This is a genomic window from Cloacibacillus sp. (genome assembly GCF_020860125.1).
Lineage (GTDB): Bacteria > Synergistota > Synergistia > Synergistales > Synergistaceae > Cloacibacillus.
This window is the reverse complement of sequence record NZ_JAJBUX010000023.1, coordinates 37,241-54,489: the sequence shown is the minus strand read 5'-3', so window position 1 is coordinate 54,489 and position 17,249 is coordinate 37,241. Positions and strand designations below refer to the sequence as shown.

Sequence of the window (17,249 nt, the reverse complement as noted above, 5' to 3'; positions counted from 1 at the left end):
TCCCGCCTGCTCTATTCTATCAGATTGACGCGGGATTTTGTTCCTGAATTATCCGCGCGATATCCTTAATTCCCGCAAACCCGCCGGGGCCGATGAAACCGTCAAGACGGCGGCGCCATTTGGGCGGCAGCTGCAGCCGCTCCCAGGCGCCGTCGGGGTTGCCCTGCAATACCAGCTCGTAGCGGCTGCAGATCATCTTCGTGAGCCCCAGATCGCAGGAGGCGCCTTTGACCGCCGCGACATTGAAGAGAAAATCCAGCTCGTTGGGTATCCTGCCGAAACGGTCCTCCGTCTCTTCCCGCAGCTCGCGGACCTCCGCCAGAGAGTCGGTTTTGAGCAGCCGTCTGTAGAGCGTGACGCGCAGATTCTCCTGCGGCAGATAATCGCCGGGAATGGAGACGGGAAAGCCGATCTCCAGCTCCATCTGCGGCCTGTAGGTACCCTTTATCTTGGAAATTTCTTCCGCGAGCAGGTCGCAATATTTCTGGTAGCCGATCTTACTTGAGTTGCCATGCTGTGAGATGCCTATGAGGTCGCCGCCGCCGCGTATCTGAAGGTCGCGCTGCGCGAGCTGGTAACCCGCCCCCAGTTCGTCAAGCTCGGCGATGGCCTCCAGCCGTTCGCTGGACTCAACGGAGATGTGGACATTGCTGGGATAGAACAAAAAGGCGTAGGCCTGCTCCTCACGGCGTCCGACACGTCCGCGGAGCTGGTACATCTGGGCGAGCCCCAGCTCGTGCGCGTCATCGACGATCAGCGTATTCGCTGCCGGTATGTCCAGCCCGCTTTCGACGATCGTCGTACAGACGAGGATATCTATCTTTCCCACGGCAAATTCGGACATCGTCTTTTCGAGCGCCGATTCCGTCGTTTTGCTGTGCGCCACCGCGATGTTGAGCTTTGGAAAGAGGCGCTTTAGCATGACGGCGCGCTCCTGCAGGTCGTTTATACGGTTATGGACGAAGAATATCTGCCCGCCCCTGTTCTTCTCGCGCAGCACCGCGCTCTTCAGAAGCTCCTCGGAGAAGGGACGCACCACGGTGATTACCGGCAGCCGACGCTGGGGCGGCGTCTGCAATATCGACATGTCGCGCAGTCCGCTGATGGAAAGCGAGAGCGAACGCGGTATCGGCGTCGCCGAGAGTATCAGCACATCGACGCCCGGCATCGATTTTTTAAGGTGATCCTTATGCATGACGCCGAAGCGGTGCTCCTCGTCTACGATTATGAGGCCGATGTCCTTGAATTTCACGTCGTCTGTCAATATCCGGTGGGTGCCGATGAGGATGTCCACCTTGCCATCGCTGAGATCCTGCAATATGCGCTTCTGCTGTCCCACGGGGACGAAACGCGATATCACCTCGACGCGTATCGGCGTATTCGCGAAGCGGGCGGTGAAGGTCTCAAAGTGCTGCTGCGCAAGCAGCGTCGTCGGCGCCATGATCGCCGCCTGTTTTCCCGCAAATACCGCCTTCCCCGCCGCGCGGATCGCGACCTCGGTCTTGCCAAAACCGACGTCGCCGACGATAAGGCGGTCCATCGGCACGGGGCGTTCCATATCACGCTCCACATCCTCGATCGCGCGCAGCTGATCGATGGTCTCCTTATAGGTAAAGCTCTCCTCAAGTTCGCGCATCATCTCCCGGTTGTCGGGGAAGGAGAAGCCCTTGCTCACCTCGCGCTCGGCGTATATTTTGATAAGCTCCGCCGCGGCCTGCTCCGCCATCTGCTTCGCCCGCGAAGCGGCCCGCTTCCAGTGTGAGCCCTTGAGGTTGTCGGCGGTGGGTTCCTGCCCCGGCAGCGGCGACCACGGCGAAATTTTATGGAACTGCATCACCGGGATAAGCAGCCGCCGCTCCTCGGCAAACTGCAGAATTAGATATTCCTGTTCGCCGTCGGCGGTCTTTACCTGCTCCGCCCCCTGGTAGACGGCGACGCCGTATTCGTCATGGACGACCCATTGTCCCGGAATAAGCCCCGCACCCCAGTCGCTCGGCGCGCGGTTTTCTATCCGCCGACGGGCGACGGTGATACCGGAGAGTTCAAGGTCGGTCATCACAGCGTACTTGGAACTGCTGTCGATAAAACCTTCGCTCAATATTCCCTCGCAGGCCTCGAAGCCGTTGATCCGCGCCCACTGGAGGTTGCGTTCCGCCTCAGAGACGACCTTTATCCTGTAACCGTCTTTGTTCATGGAAAGACAGTAGAGTTCTACCTCTTTTAGTTTGCCGCGGAAGTTGGGAAACTGCATCACCGCCATACGCGCGGCGCAGTTTTTTACGTCCGGCAGGATACGCAGCCGCCTGTAGACGGTGAAACCGGCGCAGAGCTTCTCCCATGCCTCCCAGGGCACGCTGTCTTCGCGGTCGAGGCTCTGCCACAGCCAGACGGCGTTCTCCGCAGTCGTATCGAGCCCGTGCGGATCAAAGAAGAGTATCCGCATATTATCCGGGAAATAGTTTTCCAGCCGGTTGTCGGACTTTGAGACAAGACTCTGCACCGAGCTTTTGCGGATGGTGCGCAGGCTCTTTTGGGTCTCCGGGACAAAGAAGCGGAGACTCTCCACCTCGTCGTCGAAAAATTCCACGCGGACGGGGTACATGTCAGAGGGGCTGAAAATATCGACGATGCTGCCGCGGACGGCGAACTGACCGGGGGTCCAGACGAGGTCGCTCCGCTCGTAGCCCTTCTGCGCGAGCCAGTCTATAAGACGGCTGCGCCCGGCCTCCCTGCCGCACTCCAGCTCCATATAGTCCCCGCCGGTCGAGAAGGGCGCCATCAGGGAGGCGGGGGTGGCGGCGAGAACGCCGCCTTTATATCGGAAATTCTCCAGGATGTCGCCGCGCACGATTCGCTGAGCCTCGCTCTTCAAATCATCCTCGGCGAGTATCATCTCCGGCAGTATCTTCACATTATCAAGGACGCCAAGCTCCTCGGCGTCCGCCGCGAAATCGCGCGCCTGACGCGCGTCCGGCAGCAGCGCGAGCAGGGGATGTTTTATATCACGGCAGACCCAGGGGCGCATCGCCCCCTTTGAGGCGAGATGCACTCCCCTGTTGCGCAGCCACAGATCTTCGTCCAGCGCCGCCAGGGAGCTTCCCTGGCAGAGATCTTTATTCTCCGACATTTAACCGGAAGCCGTTTGCCTTCGACATCGCCCTGTCCACGTCTCCCGAGAGCCAGAGCTCCAGCGCCTCCCAGGCGGCATCCTCGATCTTGTGCCACTCCCGGCGCTGTTCCTGCGGTATCTTGCCGAGCACCCAATCTTTGAGGTCCATCCGCCCCTCGGGAGAGCCGATACCAACGCGCAGACGCGGCACGTCGAGAGTCCCAAGCGCGCCGATTATGGATTTAAGACCGTTCTGTCCGCCCGCCGAACCGCTTTTGCGCATACGTATACGCCCGAAGGGCAGCGCGACGTCGTCGGATATCACAAGAATATCCTCGGGCTCCAGGTTCTGGTAGCGCGCGGCCTCGCCGACGGAGAGGCCGCTCAGGTTCATGTAGGTGTGAGGCTCAAGAAATGAGACGCGTTCGCCGCAACAGATGACGGGGCCCCAATAGGCTCCGCGGAACTTTATCTGCGGCTCCCGCAGCCCCAGCCTTGCCACAAAAGAATCGACGATCGTCCATCCGGCGTTATGGCGCGTCCATACATATTCATATCCCGGATTTCCCAGGCCAACGATAAGTTTCATGATCTATCATCCCATAAATAAAACAAAAGACGCGTAATATATACTAAGCGTCTTTAACGAAAAGCCACAATATCCTCCGACAGGAGCACAGGCATAAGACAACGATGCAACTTGACATCCGCCGTCAAGGGCCGACGCCAAGTTGCCGCGCTCACTGCATATATAGTCGGTAAAGCTATTATTCCTCTTCCTTGGCCGCCTTGCCCTTGGCAACGACTTCGACTTCCTTGCTCTCCTCTTCTCCTTCGGCAACTTCGTCGTCCGATGATCTGAGAGCCGAGATGTGAAGAACGAGGACCTCGGGGTCCGTCAGCATGACGACGCCTTCGGGAACGGGGAGGTCTTTCACAAATACTTCGGCGCCCATTTCGAGATCCTTCGCGTCGACGACGATCTCTTCGGGGATATCGCTGGGCTGCACTTCGACAAGAACGAGGCGCGTGCTGTGCGTAAGGAGACCGCCCTCTTTGACGCCTTTCGCCGTATCGACGTTGGCGATACGGATAGGAATCTCCACCTTCAGCTTATGGCCCTTGAGGACCTGATAGAGGTCGATGTGGCGGATCTGACGGGTGAGCGGATGGCGCTGCACGTCGCGGATAAGCGCGGAGACTGTAGTGCCGTCGCTGATCGCAAGCTCGATGAGCGTCGTCTCTCTATGGCCGCTGTTTGCCAGCGGCGCAATGGCTCTCGCCGATACCGTACCGGCAAGGCCGCTCTTGTAGTCAGGGCCGTAGAGTACTACGGGGATGAGGTTCTTCGAACGGATCTTACGGCAGGCTCCCGTTCCGGTGACTTCTCTTTTCGTGAAGTCGAGTTTTACTATCTGATTCTTAGCCATGGGTGTTTCCTCCTCAGTATTTTTTACACTTCTGTTTTTCTAAATCATATCTCACTCCGTACTTAACGGAAGAGAATGCTTACTGAATGCTCCGAATGGATCCGTCTCAGCGCCTCGGCGAAGAGAGGGGCTATCGAAAGCACAGTGATCTTTGCGGTCTGCTTTTCTTCTTTGAGCGGGATCGTATCCGTCAGGACCATCTCCTCGATCACGGAGCCCTTGATCCTGTCGATCGCCGGTCCAGAAAGTACTCCATGGGTGGCGCAGGCGTAGACCGCCTTCGCGCCGCGCTCTTTGAGAGCCTCCGCGGCCTTCACGATCGTGCCGGCGGTATCCACGATGTCGTCGACGAGGATACAGGTACGGCCGTCGATATTGCCGATGATCTCCATCACCTCGCACTGGTTCGCGACCTCGTGCGAACGGCGCTTGTCGACAATGGCAAGGTCGGCGTTGTTAAGCTGCTCCGCGAACTTCCTCGCGCGCACAACGCCGCCGATGTCGGGAGATACGACGGTCACAAGGTCTTGTTCGATCTCCTTCGCAAGGATGCGGTGGAAGTATGAGGCAAGGAGGGGAATGCCGGTAAGGTGGTCGACGGGAATGTCGAAAAATCCCTGTATCTGTCCCGCGTGGAGGTCCGCCGCGATCACACGGTCTGCGCCGGCCTTCTCCAGAAGGTTGGCGATCAGTTTAGCCGTGATCGGCTCGCGGGAACGGGTCTTTCTGTCCTGACGCGCGTAACCGAAGTAGGGCATGACAAGATTGACGTGATAAGCCGAAGCCCTTTTCAGCGCGTCCACGATGATGAGCAGCTCGATAAGATGCTCGTTGGCCGGCTCGCAGGTTGGCTGAACGACGTATACGTCTGCGCCGCGTACGCTCTCCTCAATAGAGACACCGATCTCGCCGTCGGAAAATCTGAACAACTTTGATGCGGAAAGAGGTACGCCGAGATTCATGCAGATATTTTCCGCGAACTGCGGGTCTGCGCTGCCCGAAAATATTTTTACCTCTCGTAATCCTGCGGACATTTCATTCTCCTCCTTAGTATAATTCCGTGAAGAATAATATATTAAAATTGATAACTTACTTTTTACCTTTGCCCCGGCGGCGGCGGCTCCAGCCTTCGATGTTTGACTGCTTCGCGCGGCCCACTCCGAGCGCGCCGTCCGGTATGTCGTTGGTGATCACCGAACCGGCCCCGGTCGTCACGTCGTCGCCCAGTGTGACGGGGGCTACGAGCATCGTATCGCTGCCGATGAAACAACCGCGGCCGATCTTCGTCGGGTTCTTTTTCTCGCCGTCATAGTTGCAGGTGATCGTCCCCGCGCCGATATTAGTCTCCTCACCTATCTCGGCGTCGCCGATATACGACAGGTGAGGCACCTTTGAGCCGACGCCGACGCGGCTCTTCTTTATCTCGACAAAGCGGCCCATGTGGGCGTTTTCCAGCAGCTCGCCGTGTTCGCGCATAAAGGCAAAGGGGCCTGCCGAGGCCCTCGGCCCGATCGTTGAATCGTTAAGGCGCACGGAACCTTTGAGGTTCGCCTTTGCATGCACCACCGAATTACGCAGCACCGTGAAGCTGCCGATAAAGGCCTCGTCTTCGATGACCGTCTCTCCCCACAGCTGCACCGAGGGGTGGATGACGACGTCGCGCCCGATCTTTACCTTCGGGCCGATCCACAGGCTCGCGGGGTCCATGCACTGCAGCCCGTTGTTTATCATAAAACCGCTGACGATACGGTCGCGCATTATCCGCGCCGCCGCCGCCAGCTGCATCTGGTCGTTTATTCCGAGGAACTCTTCGGCATGGTCGGCCTTCACGGCCTCTACCCGGCCGCCGCACGATTCTATCAGAGCAAGCGTATCCGGCAGATAATATTCCCCCTGCGCGTTGGCGCACGATATCTTGTCTATCACGCCGGCGAGCGCCGCGGTATCGAAGATATACATGCCGCTGTTGACCTCTTTTACCTCCCGCTGCCGCTCCGTAGCGTCCTTATGCTCTACGACGCGCACCCGCCCCTCTTCGCGGAGGACGCGGCCGTATCCGGCGGGGTCTTCAAGGTCGAAGCTCAGGAAGCTGCAGGCGTTACCGCCCGCCGCGTGGCGTTCGGCAAAGAATGAGAGCGTCTCGGGCTTTATCAGCGGCGCGTCGCCGGCGAGGACCATCACGTTCTCGAAATTTTGCCACCACTCCTGCGCCAGCTTTGCCGCATGTCCGGTGCCCCTCTGTTCACGCTGCCATATTATCTCAGCGCCGGGAAAGTTGTCTCTCGTCCAGCTCTCCACCAACTCGCCCCCGAAACCAACCATAACGGCAATATCCCCAAAACCGGCATCCAGCGCCGATCTTAGAGGATAATAGAGGATAGGTTCTTCGAGCATCAGATGTAGGACTTTGGGAGTTTTACTGCGCATCCGCGTGCCTTTTCCCGCAGCCAAGAGCAGAACCCCAAACGGTTTTTTTGGCTGATTCACTTTTCCGGCTCCCTTCAAAAACACGTTTTCGATGATATGACCAGCTTTTATACATAACATGGCTGGGGTGGATGGACTCGAACCATCGATGTCGGAGTCAAAGTCCGATGCCTTAGGCCGCTTGGCTACACCCCATTATGTGCAACGGACATTATAACGTTAAATTACGCAAATCCGCAAGCCTAAAAAGTGTTTTTTGTTTTACTGTACACAAATCAAAAGTTATGATTTATAATAATTGAAATGAAATTGAAATGATTTAAAAATACATTTTTTGGAGGAATGGATAAAATGTGGACCGTAGACGATGGAATAGCAGTTCTTAGGGTGAGAGGCGCCAAGATAACGGCACAGCGTATCGCGATCTTACAGCAGTTGGAGGGCCGCACCGACCATCCCTCTGCCGACACTCTCTACCGTGAGCTCTCTGCCGAATATTCTACGATGTCCGTCGCCACGCTTTACAGCACCGCGCAGCTTCTCGCGGATGCCGGACTCATAAAAATACTCAGCATCGACGATAAGAGGGTATATTTTGACCCGACGACTACGACACACGGACACTTTCTCTGCCGCAGATGTGGTAAGCTCTTCGACATTCCGGTGGACGAAGACGAAATATTTAAGTCGGCCTCATCGGTACGTGAAAATATCGCGCAGATCGAACGCACGGAAATATTTTTCTACGGACTATGCACCGATTGCCTGAAGATATAGTCTTTCATATATGAGTACGTTCATATCCTTCTGCGCGGGAGTATTCCTGCTCTACTGGCCATACGGATGGTGCTGGTACAGAAAAGAGGACCCCGACGAGTATGGCTTACGCTGGGAGTTCCGCGCGAGAGATTTTATGCAGACACTTGCCGTGTCTGCATTTATATTGCTGGCGCTCACAGTCGTCGCGATGAACTGGCCCTGGGAGGCGCTGCCGCGTAAACGCGGCCTCTGGACCGTGCTGAATATGGGCGCTTCGGGACTCGCCGCGGCGATAATAGAAGAGACATTTTTTCGCGGCTGGCTCCAGCCCGTTTTAGAACGGCATTTCTCCCCCTTTACGGCTATCGTGATGACCAATCTGGTGTTCGCGCCGATCCACCTGATCGTGGCCCCCTACTGGATATCGCTCTGCACATTTTTCCCTGGGCTGATCATGGGCTGGCTCAAATACCGCTACAAAAACCTCTTCCCGCCGGCGCTTTTCCATTTCATCGGCAATATATGGTCGATATGGTTCTTCCCCATGCCGGTCAACTTTTAAGCGCCTTTTAACTTGATATCGACACCCTTTAATGATATATAAAGTATGAGGTGAGAATGATGAGATTCAATAAGAGTGTTATTTACCTGATGCTGTTGCTGTGTGCCGCCATGCTGGCTCTGCCGCGCTACTCCGGCGCCGCGGAAAAGAAATTATTCGAGATCAATATCCCTATGGAAAAGGGCGCGCCCGTGTCGGTGACAACCGCTGACGGCACGGTACGGGAAGTCGGAACGGTAAAGGCTCTGCCGACAAAGACCCGCTGGCCCAGCTATACGGCCAGCGCCTGGAGCACTCCGGGGACCGTCTGCGCCTCAGCCGTAAACGCGATACACATGCTCGTCTCCGTAGAAAAGGATAAAGGGCGCACGATGAGCGTCATCCCGCAGGAGACGATCGCCCCCGCCGCCGGTCCCGGGGCCTCCGTCGTGATATCTTCAAAGGCCGGAGAAAGCCTCTTCGGCGCCTGGGCTCCGCCAGTAGGCTCCGCCGTCTTTGTGCGCAAGCCCGACGGCAGCGAGGCTCCGCTCTCCGCCGGCAGTCTGCCGAAGGCCAAGGATACGCTGATCATCATCGCGAACGAGGACGACTCTTTACCCTATATGGTTAATATCGAAAACCGTCCGGGCGGACGCGTCATCGCCTGGAACCGCGGCGGCTACGAGCTGCTCGGGCGCGTCATCAGACCGCTGGGCGGCACGGGACGCTTTGAGGGAACGCTCTTCCAGCGCACGGGGGCGATCCGCGCCAACCACAGCGGCGTGATCGACGTCTCGACGACGCCGCGCGGCAAAACGGGCGGTTTCCAGATCATCCCCTGGGACCACGCGCTTAAGTCAAAGGAGATGCAGAATGTCTGGAACATGACGCAGTGGCTCGTTATCGGCCCCGCCGACGGGAAGTCGATGATGGGCGGCACGCCGCCGCTCTTTAAAAAGGGACTTGTCTCCGGACCCGCTACGGGCGAAAAACTTTGGAACCCCTGGTCCACATACGGAAGAAAATCACTAGTGCTCGCGCGCTATGACAACGGAAAGTGGCAGCGGCTGAAAGAGGTCGACGGACGCAGCGACAACGGCCTCAAGGGTATCACCGAGCTGCGCATCTATTATCCATTCACGGAAGAGATACAGAAGCAACGATAGATACGCCAATAAAAAATGAGCGGGGCTTCCCGCTCATTTTTTATTGGCGTTATGACAGCCGCTATATGAGACCGCTCTCGCGCACCGCCGCAAGCACTATCTCCCTAAGCTCGGGATCGTCGAGCGCCTTGACCACCGTCGCCTTTATCCAGCCCTCTTTAACGCCGCAGTCGAGGCGTTTCCCCTCGTAGAGCGCCGCGTAGACCGGCTCTTCGCCGAGCAGCGATGAGATGGCGTCGGTGAGCTGGTATTCCCCGCCCGCGCCGCGCTTGAGATTTTTCAAATGTGAGAAGATGGCGGGCGACAGCAGGTAGCGCCCCATGATCGCGAGGTTAGAGGGGGCCTCTTCGCGTTTCGGTTTCTCAACAAGCCCTTTCACGCGGTAAATACCAGGCTCCACCTCCTCGGCATCGACGATGCCGTAACGGGAGACTTCGTTCTCCGCGACCTTTTCGACACAGAGGACGGAGGCGTTATATTTTTTCCTCACCGCCTCAAGCTGTGAGAGCACCGTCGGATGTGCGATCATCACGTCGTCCGGCAGCAAAAGACCAAAATATTCGTCTTTGCAGAATTCCTCCGCACAGAGCACCGCATGACCGAGGCCAAGCGGTTTTTCCTGGAAGGCGTAGTGGAATTCGGCAAGGCCGTGGATATTTTCCACGACCTCCGCAAGCTCGTCTTTTCCGCGCTCGCGCAGCATAGAGACCAACTCGTGGGAGGGATCGAAGTAGCGCCGGATGCTCTCCTTGCCCTGTCCCGTAACAAATATGATCTCCGTACAACCGGAGGCGACGGCCTCGTCAACACCGTGGTGAATGAGGGGCCGGTCGACGAGCGGCATCATCTCCTTCGGAACATCCTTCGTCGCGGGAAGGAAGCGCGTCCCCAGACCGGCTACGGGGAATACCGCCCTGCGGACCGGAGTATATTCCACCGTCTTAGCCATGGCTGGCGACCGCCTTTTTTATCGCCGTCTCCATGATGTCGGCGGCGCTGTTCATCAGCCCGGCATCGCGCGACTCGGCAAATATTCTTATCAATGGTTCTGTGCCGGAGGGACGCAGCAGCATCCGCCCCCTGCCGGCGAGAAGCCTTTCCGCCTCGGCGGCGGCGGCGGCCACCTCGGAGCTGTTCATTATCCTATCTTTATCATCGACCTTCATATTGCGGAGCACCTGCGGGTAGCGCTCGAAACGGTCGGCCAGTGTGGAGATATCCTCTCCAAGCTCCGTAACGGCCTTGAGGAAGAGGATACCGGAGCATAGCCCGTCTCCCGTGTTGGCATATTCCAGAGCGATAATGTGGCCTGACTGCTCGCCGCCGATGCGTCCGCCCTCACGCCTCATCGTATCCAAGACGTAGCGGTCACCGACGGGACAGCGGAATACCTTGATTCCCTCCTCCGCAAGGAGGTCTTCAAGCACCATGTTGGACATCACCGTCGCCGTCACCCCCGTACCGAGCATGCCGCGCTTCGCCAGCCAGCGGCCGATGACCCAGAGCATGATATCTCCGTCAAGGGTACGCCCGCGGCTGTCACAGAGCAGCACACGGTCTGTGTCTCCGTCATAGGCGATGCCGAGCGAGGCTCCGCGCTTTGTAACCTCGGAGGCGAGCGTACCGATATGGGTTACGCCGACCTCCCTGTTGATGTTGACGCCGTCCGGGTTGTTGCCGATGAAGGTCACGCCGCCGCGCCAGCCGGAGAAGAGCGGCTCGACGAAAGCCGAGGCCGCCCCGTTCGCCGCGTCGATCACGATCGGATAAGAGGTATCTTCTATCTCCTTGATGACCTCTTTCAGAAGCCCCGCGTATTGCTCACGGTACTCGGAACCGTTGCTGACGCCGCCGATCTCCGCGGGCGCGGCAAAGCGAAGGTGTTTTTCATTGAGGAAGAGCTCTTCGATATCGGCCTCGTCATCGTCGGTGAGTTTGAAACCATCTTTGTCGAGGAATTTTATACCGTTGTATTCGGCGGGATTGTGCGAAGCGCTGATAACCGCGCCGCCGTCAAATTTATTGCGGGCGGCTACGCTGCTGACTCCCGGTGTCGGTATAACGCCTAAATCGGCGGCGCTGCCGCCCGCCGAGGCGATCCCCGACATGAGGGCCGACTGCAGCATCTCGCCGGAACGGCGCGTATCGCGGCCCACCGCGATGACGGGATGTTCCACACCCTGCCCCTTCAAAAAGAGCGCGTAGGCGGCTCCCAGCCTCATCGCCGGCTCAGGCCGCATCATGCCGCTGTTCGCAATATCTCGGACGCCGTCTGTTCCGAAAAATTGTCTTTTTTCCCCCTCTGGCATCTTGTGTAAAAACTCCCCTCTAAAAGTTATATGAAACTTATATGTGAAATAAAAAACTTATAATCCTTCGATCCGCGAAGATTTGGGAAAACCAGCAGTCCATTATGCTGGCAGCAAATTAAGAACCAAAATCTCCGGCTTTACACTAGAAAGCGGGCGAAAAATCTAAGGCTTCCGCTGGGATATATCAGGTCTATCCATCAACATGCAACCTATCTGCGCCTGTCTCATGATTAGGGAGCGTATCCCCACCGCGTACCGGCATATCGAAAACCGCGTACGGCACATGCCACGGCGCGTATGCCGCTACGGCAGCCGGCGGATCACTATTGTTCGTCTACGGCCGTCACCAGTATCTGTTCCGGCTCTATCTGCACCACCTGAAAATCCTTCTTAAGGTTCTTTACGAGCACCGGCAGCTCCATCTGCTTCGAGACTATATTTGAGACGTCTATGTAGAGCTCGCAGGGAGCGACGGAAGAACCGCCAAGCGTATCTATCGCGATCTGCGGCCCCTCGATCGTTACGCTGACGCTGTGCGGGGAGACCTTCCATTCTTTGCCGGGCTCGGCTCCCTCAACGATGAGAGGAACGTTCGTAAAGGTCTTAACGCCCATCTTCTTTGAGAGGCGGATCTCGACCCGCGCGCGGTCAGTACCGGTTATTTCAACATCGGGGTCGATCTCCGCCGGCTGCATCGGTATCATGAGCTGGATGTTCTGATCCAGCCCCGATATATCTACCGGCGGCAGCACCAACGACTGCATCTTTTTGACCGCGGTGCTTCTGCCGCGGATGGAGACACTGTCCGGGATCACCTTTATCGACTCCACCTGCAGCCCCTCCTGGGGCTGTCCGACGACAGAGACCTTGACGGGGATTCTCTCACCCACTATCTCGTTCTCGAAGGCAACGACGGCGTTAGTCTCAGTCGGGGAGACTGTGAGCCTGCGGTTCTGAGATAGGGGAACAGACTGCATATCTCCCGCTGTCTTGAAAACGATCTGAGCCCTCATCTTGCCATCGGCATCCAGCTTGTCCAGCGGCACAGCCGCCTCCAGCCCCTGCACGGCAAGCACCTCGTTTTCTGGACCGCTGATCACCGCATTGTCAGGATCGAGCTTCACCGAACTTACGACCATCCCCTCGGGAGCGGTTCCCTCCGTCTTGGGGGTAATGGCGAGAGTACGTTCGACATGACGGTATATCTCCACTTCCGCTACCGAAGGCTGCCAGCTGCGGATACGCGCGAACGACGGCGCCTCAAGCCGGATCGGCAGATTATATTTTCCCGCCTGCAGATTCGCGAGGTCCACCTCGGCGACAATATCCGAGGCCTGCACGCTGGAGAGCATATTTATCTTGCCAACGATACGCAGCTCAACCTTCCTCGTCGGTGCGTAGATAGAAAAGCCCCGCGGAAGGTTTATATATTTGATATTTGCGCTTACGGTGCGCGCCGCGTCCGAGTTTCCGTCAAGAGCGACGAAGGCCCACAGCAGGACGGAGATAAAGATCGACACGCCGACAAGGAATATCTTCGACTGAAAGACGGACTCTCCCTTGTAGTCGAATTTATCGCTCAGGCTTACAAGCCTATCGTTTACGGCCCGCAGTTTCCTGATTATATACGCTTCGATCATTCTTCTTCTGTCAGACATTTTTATCGCCTCCCGCCCACTGCTGCTGTATCTCTTCCCGCAGACGGTCCATAAAATTGCTCTCTTTGCTTTCAAAGCTGAAATAGTGGTTGCAGATCTTTTTCAGCTGCGCCTCGCTGAGCGGCTTGGAGAAGTGGCCCGCGACGGCGGCCGTTATCTCTCCGCGCTCCTCCGAGACTACAAGGGCGATCGCGTCGGACATTTCGGTGACGCCCAGCGCCGCGCGGTGACGCGTGCCGTACCACCGGGAAATATCCGTCTTCTCCGTCAGCGGCAGATAGCAGCCGGCGGCGACGATACTCTGCTGGTCCATCACCACCGCGCCGTCGTGGAGTGGCGTGCCGGGCCAGAAGATAGATATAAGCAGCTCCTCCGTGATATCGGCCTTGAGCATAACGGCGGTACGCCAAACCTCCTTAAGGCTCGTATCGCGCTGGAGCACGCAGAGCGCGCCGATGCGCTGCGATTTGCAGTAGGTCAGCGCCTTTGAGAGCTGTTCGGCCCGCAGGTCGATGTCCTCTTCATTTCTGCCCACCTTCCAGAGATGGCCTTTGCCGAGTTCCTCCAGCATGTGGCGCAGCTCCGGCTGAAATAGTACCGGCACGACTATTATAAAGGCGCCAAGCATCTTCCCGATGATCCAGGAGAGGCTGCGCAGCTCAAGGATATTCGCCACCGCGCCGATAAAGCCGATGATAAGCACTCCGCGCAGAAGCTGCATCGCGCGCGTGCCGACGAGCAGCATAAGGACTCTGTAGATCAAAAAGGCGACTATCAGGATGTCAAGAAAATCCTGCCATCGCAGGTCAAAAAAAGCCAAGGGCTCACCCCTTTTCGTTTATCTGTTATAAATTAAATTATAGCGCAAATTTCACAATGACGTCCTATTAATCATACGGTACCATATTCGGCAGCGACAATCATTCGCCGCGGACCTTTCGCAGGAACGCGAGATTTCCAACGTCCCCGACGCCCTCCTTTGGCGTCTCAAGAATGGTCGGGATATTCTCAAAACGGTCGTCGTTCATCAGCAGCGCGAATGGATGCAGACCGATCTCGCCCTCGCCCAGATGGGCGTGGCGGTCAAGGTGCGTCCCCTTTGCGGCCTTGCTGTCGTTGAGATGCCAGCAGAGAACGTTATCCGTCCCGATATGCTTGTCGATGAGCGAGATAAACCGCTCGTAGGCCTCCGCGGAGCGAAGGTCGTAGCCAGCCGCGAATACGTGGCAGGTGTCCACGCAGAAGGCGAGGCGGGGATGCCAGTTCATCATCTCGCCGATCCGCGCGAAATGGGCGAAATCGGCGCCGATCACCGTGCCCTGGCCCGCCATCGTCTCAAGCAGTATGCGCACCCTGTAACCCTGCGTATCTTCAAAGAGCCAGAGCAGCGAATCGACTATGCCGCCGATCGCCTCCTCCATGGTCGCCTCTTTCGCAAATCCGGGGTGGAGCACGATATCCGTTATTCCCAGCTGGTGACAACGCTCCGTCTCCTCGCGCAGGGCCCGCCTGCTTTTGGCGAGCATCTCCGCGTCCAAGGAGGCGATATTTATCAGATACGAGGCATGGGAGACGACGGTCTCCACGGAGGATCCCTGCCAGGCGCGGTAGAAGTCCTCCGCCTCCTGGAGAGAGACCGGCCGGCTCTGCCACTGGCGCTGGCTGCGCGTGAATATCTGCATCGACTCGCAGCCCAGGGCGTCCGCGCGCGCAAAGGCTTTGTCCAGTCCGCCGGCTACCGAGACGTGGGTCCCGATACGGGCCATCAGTAGGCTCTTCCCATATAGACCAATCCCGGTATCCCGTCCACCGTTATGATCATGCCGTCCTCCACCCGGTCCATGATGTCGGAGACACCAGTGATACAGGGTACGCCCCTGTTCAGCGATATGACGCCGGCATGAGAGGTCAGGCCGTTTTCTTCCGTGATTATCGCTCCCGCCACTTCAAGCGCTGGGATATACTCCTTCGTGCTCTTCTTTATTACCAGGATCTTGTCCTCGCTGATCTTCGCGACCGCCTCTTCGGGCGTCTCAGCGCGGCAGACCGGCGCCGTCAGCCGTTTACGGACGAGGGACATCCCCTTGCCGATGACGTTACCGATCCGCAGGACGTTCAGCATGTTTGTGCTTCCCGGCTCGCCGAGAGGTACGCCGGAGGTGATGACGATATTGTCTCCGCTCTCGACCAGCGCCTCCCTCTTTATTAGCGATATGGCGTTCTCGACCGACTTTTCAAGTTCAGGGGTTATCGGGCAGATGCAGGGAGTCACGCCCCAAATAAGGGAGAGCTGCCGCCAAATGGAGAGCGAGGGCGTCATTGCGATTATCGGGCAGGGCAGACGGTACTTGCTCACCATCCGCGCGGTGCCGCCGCTCGAAGTCAGCGACACTATCGCCGCCGCCCGGACCTCTTTCGCGATGTCGCGCGCCGCGTGGCTCACGGCGTCGGCCGTTTCGCAGACCTGCGGGATCGTGCGCGGCTTTCTGCGCCAGAGCTCGGTGTCTCTCTCGGTGCGGATAATTATCCGCTGCATCGTCTCAACCGCTTCGACGGGATACTTTCCTCCCGCAGTTTCACCGGAGAGCATGACGGCGTCCGCTCCATCGATTACCGCGTTGGCCACGTCGTTCGCCTCGGCGCGCGTCGGGCGCGGGTTGCGTATCATCGAATCAAGCATCTGGGTCGCGACGATCACGGGCTTGCCCTGCACGCGGCACTTCTCGATGATCTCCTTCTGGACCATCGGCACGTCTTCCGTATTCATCTCAACGCCGAGGTCTCCGCGCGCCACCATCATGCCGTCGACGACCGAAAGTATCTCATCGATATTTTCCACCGACTGACGCGTCTCCATCTTCGCGATTATCTTCGCGTTCGCGCCAGCCCCCTCGAGGATACGGCGCACTTCGATGATGTCCTCCTTGTTGCGGACAAAGGAGACCGCCACATAGTCCACCTCGTGGGCCGCGCCCCAGCGCAGGTCCGCGACATCTTTCTCCGTAAGCGTCGGAACGGAGAGGTTTGCTCCCGGAACATTGATGCCCTTGTGTTCTCCAAGTTCGCCGCCGACGATCACGCGGCAGACGACGCCCTCCGGCGTCGCCTCTTCGACCTCTAGATTTATCGCACCGTCGTCGATGAAGATGGACTGTCCCCTCTTCACCTCATTGGCGAGCGGCGGATAATCGACATATACGCCGTGCTCGTCGCCCTCCCGCTTGTCAAAGAAGAGGGTAAAAAGGTCGTCGGCCTCCAGCGTCACCTTACCATGTCCGGGCACTTCTCCCGTGCGTATCTCGGGGCCTTTTGTATCGAGCAGCACGGCGATCGGCATCTGCCGTTCCTGCTCCACGGCGCGGACGTTATTCAGCGTCCGCTCGTGCGAGTCATAATCTCCGTGGCTGAAGTTGAGACGTGCAACGTTCATTCCGGCCTCCGCCACCTTGATGAGGGTTTCATATTCCCAACAGGCGGGGCCGATCGTGCATACTATTTTTACCTTGCGTTCCATTTTATCCATTTGTCTTACCTTCCTTAATTCTTTCCGCTCTCTATCTCTCCGTGAGCCGTTATCACCTTTGCGTGACCGCGTATCTTCATCGCCGATATATGTTCCGTGAACTGGGCGATCCAAACCTCGCCCTCTTCAAGCTTCTCCGTGTGAAGAAATCTATTTTCCGCGCCGCGGGTAACGCCGGTGACGGTGACCCCGTTTTCCAGCGCCTTCACGGCGATATATTCTCCCACCGTCTGTCCGTTCTCAGCCATCTCACTCTCTCCTCTTTTCTTATCCAGCGGCAGCTCGTCTCAACAAGACCGGCTGCCGCCTATAACCGCATTCCCT

The 17,249-nt window shown here is 57.7% G+C and carries 15 protein-coding genes and 1 tRNA gene; 3 read left to right on the top strand and 13 right to left on the bottom strand.

Going from position 1 to position 17,249, the window contains the following annotated elements; all coding sequences use genetic code 11:
* Positions 1-19: 19 nt before the first annotated feature.
* The 6 genes from mfd to LIO98_RS03125 all read right to left on the bottom strand — a co-directional run bounded on the left by mfd (position 20) and on the right by LIO98_RS03125 (position 7,161).
* The gene (gene mfd / locus LIO98_RS03150; protein ID WP_291953265.1) at positions 20-3,127 is read right to left on the bottom strand and encodes a transcription-repair coupling factor; all 3,108 of its coding nucleotides are present in this window, start codon (positions 3,125-3,127) and stop codon (positions 20-22) included.
* Positions 3,114-3,698, bottom strand: coding sequence for an aminoacyl-tRNA hydrolase (pth, locus tag LIO98_RS03145; protein ID WP_291953262.1), 585 nt, complete (start codon positions 3,696-3,698; stop codon positions 3,114-3,116). Before pth ends, mfd begins: the two co-directional genes overlap by 14 nt.
* Positions 3,699-3,876: 178 nt before the next feature.
* Positions 3,877-4,539: a 50S ribosomal protein L25 gene (locus tag LIO98_RS03140; RefSeq protein ID WP_291953260.1), complete on the bottom strand. Its 663-nt coding sequence runs from the start codon at positions 4,537-4,539 to the stop codon at positions 3,877-3,879.
* A gap of 62 nt (positions 4,540-4,601) precedes the next feature.
* The gene (locus LIO98_RS03135) at positions 4,602-5,573 is read right to left on the bottom strand and encodes a ribose-phosphate pyrophosphokinase (RefSeq protein WP_291953258.1); all 972 of its coding nucleotides are present in this window, start codon (positions 5,571-5,573) and stop codon (positions 4,602-4,604) included.
* Positions 5,574-5,628: 55 nt separating this feature from the next.
* Positions 5,629-7,086 (bottom strand): bifunctional UDP-N-acetylglucosamine diphosphorylase/glucosamine-1-phosphate N-acetyltransferase GlmU, encoded by a 1,458-nt coding sequence (gene glmU, locus LIO98_RS03130; protein WP_291953256.1) that lies wholly within the window; start codon positions 7,084-7,086, stop codon positions 5,629-5,631.
* Positions 7,086-7,161: transfer RNA gene (locus LIO98_RS03125), tRNA-Gln, on the bottom strand. Before LIO98_RS03125 ends, glmU begins: the two co-directional genes overlap by 1 nt.
* A 156-nt stretch (positions 7,162-7,317) precedes the next feature.
* On the opposite strand from LIO98_RS03125, the gene LIO98_RS03120 reads away from it, so the two are divergent.
* The 3 genes from LIO98_RS03120 to LIO98_RS03110 are packed head-to-tail and all read left to right on the top strand — an operon-like array spanning position 7,318 to position 9,432.
* Positions 7,318-7,743: a Fur family transcriptional regulator gene (locus LIO98_RS03120; RefSeq protein WP_291953254.1), complete on the top strand. Its 426-nt coding sequence runs from the start codon at positions 7,318-7,320 to the stop codon at positions 7,741-7,743.
* Positions 7,744-7,753: 10 nt separating this feature from the next.
* A complete protein-coding gene (gene mrtS / locus LIO98_RS03115) occupies positions 7,754-8,287 on the top strand; it encodes a Synerg-CTERM system glutamic-type intramembrane protease MrtS (RefSeq protein WP_291953252.1) in 534 nt (177 codons plus the stop codon).
* 59 nt (positions 8,288-8,346) lie between these two features.
* On the top strand, positions 8,347-9,432 hold the full coding sequence (locus LIO98_RS03110; RefSeq protein WP_291953250.1) for a hypothetical protein: 1,086 nt from the start codon (positions 8,347-8,349) through the stop codon (positions 9,430-9,432).
* A 61-nt stretch (positions 9,433-9,493) separates the two neighbouring features.
* On the opposite strand, the gene galU is transcribed toward LIO98_RS03110, so the two are convergent.
* The 7 genes from galU to mtrB all read right to left on the bottom strand — a co-directional run bounded on the left by galU (position 9,494) and on the right by mtrB (position 17,173).
* Positions 9,494-10,381, bottom strand: a complete 888-nt coding sequence (galU, locus tag LIO98_RS03105; protein ID WP_291953248.1) for a UTP--glucose-1-phosphate uridylyltransferase GalU — start codon at positions 10,379-10,381, stop codon at positions 9,494-9,496.
* Complete coding sequence (locus tag LIO98_RS03100; RefSeq protein ID WP_291953246.1) at positions 10,374-11,741, bottom strand: phosphoglucosamine mutase; 1,368 nt, start codon at positions 11,739-11,741, stop codon at positions 10,374-10,376. Before LIO98_RS03100 ends, galU begins: the two co-directional genes overlap by 8 nt.
* A 326-nt stretch (positions 11,742-12,067) precedes the next feature.
* On the bottom strand, positions 12,068-13,402 hold the full coding sequence (locus LIO98_RS03095; RefSeq protein ID WP_291953244.1) for a CdaR family protein: 1,335 nt from the start codon (positions 13,400-13,402) through the stop codon (positions 12,068-12,070).
* Positions 13,395-14,222, bottom strand: a complete 828-nt coding sequence (cdaA, locus tag LIO98_RS03090) for a diadenylate cyclase CdaA (protein ID WP_066744250.1) — start codon at positions 14,220-14,222, stop codon at positions 13,395-13,397. The genes LIO98_RS03095 and cdaA overlap by 8 nt, the downstream gene beginning before the upstream one ends.
* Before the next feature lie 100 nt (positions 14,223-14,322).
* The gene (locus LIO98_RS03085; RefSeq protein ID WP_291953242.1) at positions 14,323-15,168 is read right to left on the bottom strand and encodes a deoxyribonuclease IV; all 846 of its coding nucleotides are present in this window, start codon (positions 15,166-15,168) and stop codon (positions 14,323-14,325) included.
* Positions 15,168-16,925, bottom strand: a complete 1,758-nt coding sequence (pyk, locus tag LIO98_RS03080; protein ID WP_291953241.1) for a pyruvate kinase — start codon at positions 16,923-16,925, stop codon at positions 15,168-15,170. Before pyk ends, LIO98_RS03085 begins: the two co-directional genes overlap by 1 nt.
* A 14-nt stretch (positions 16,926-16,939) precedes the next feature.
* A complete protein-coding gene (mtrB, locus tag LIO98_RS03075) occupies positions 16,940-17,173 on the bottom strand; it encodes a trp RNA-binding attenuation protein MtrB (RefSeq protein ID WP_066744248.1) in 234 nt (77 codons plus the stop codon).
* Positions 17,174-17,249 lie beyond the last annotated feature (76 nt).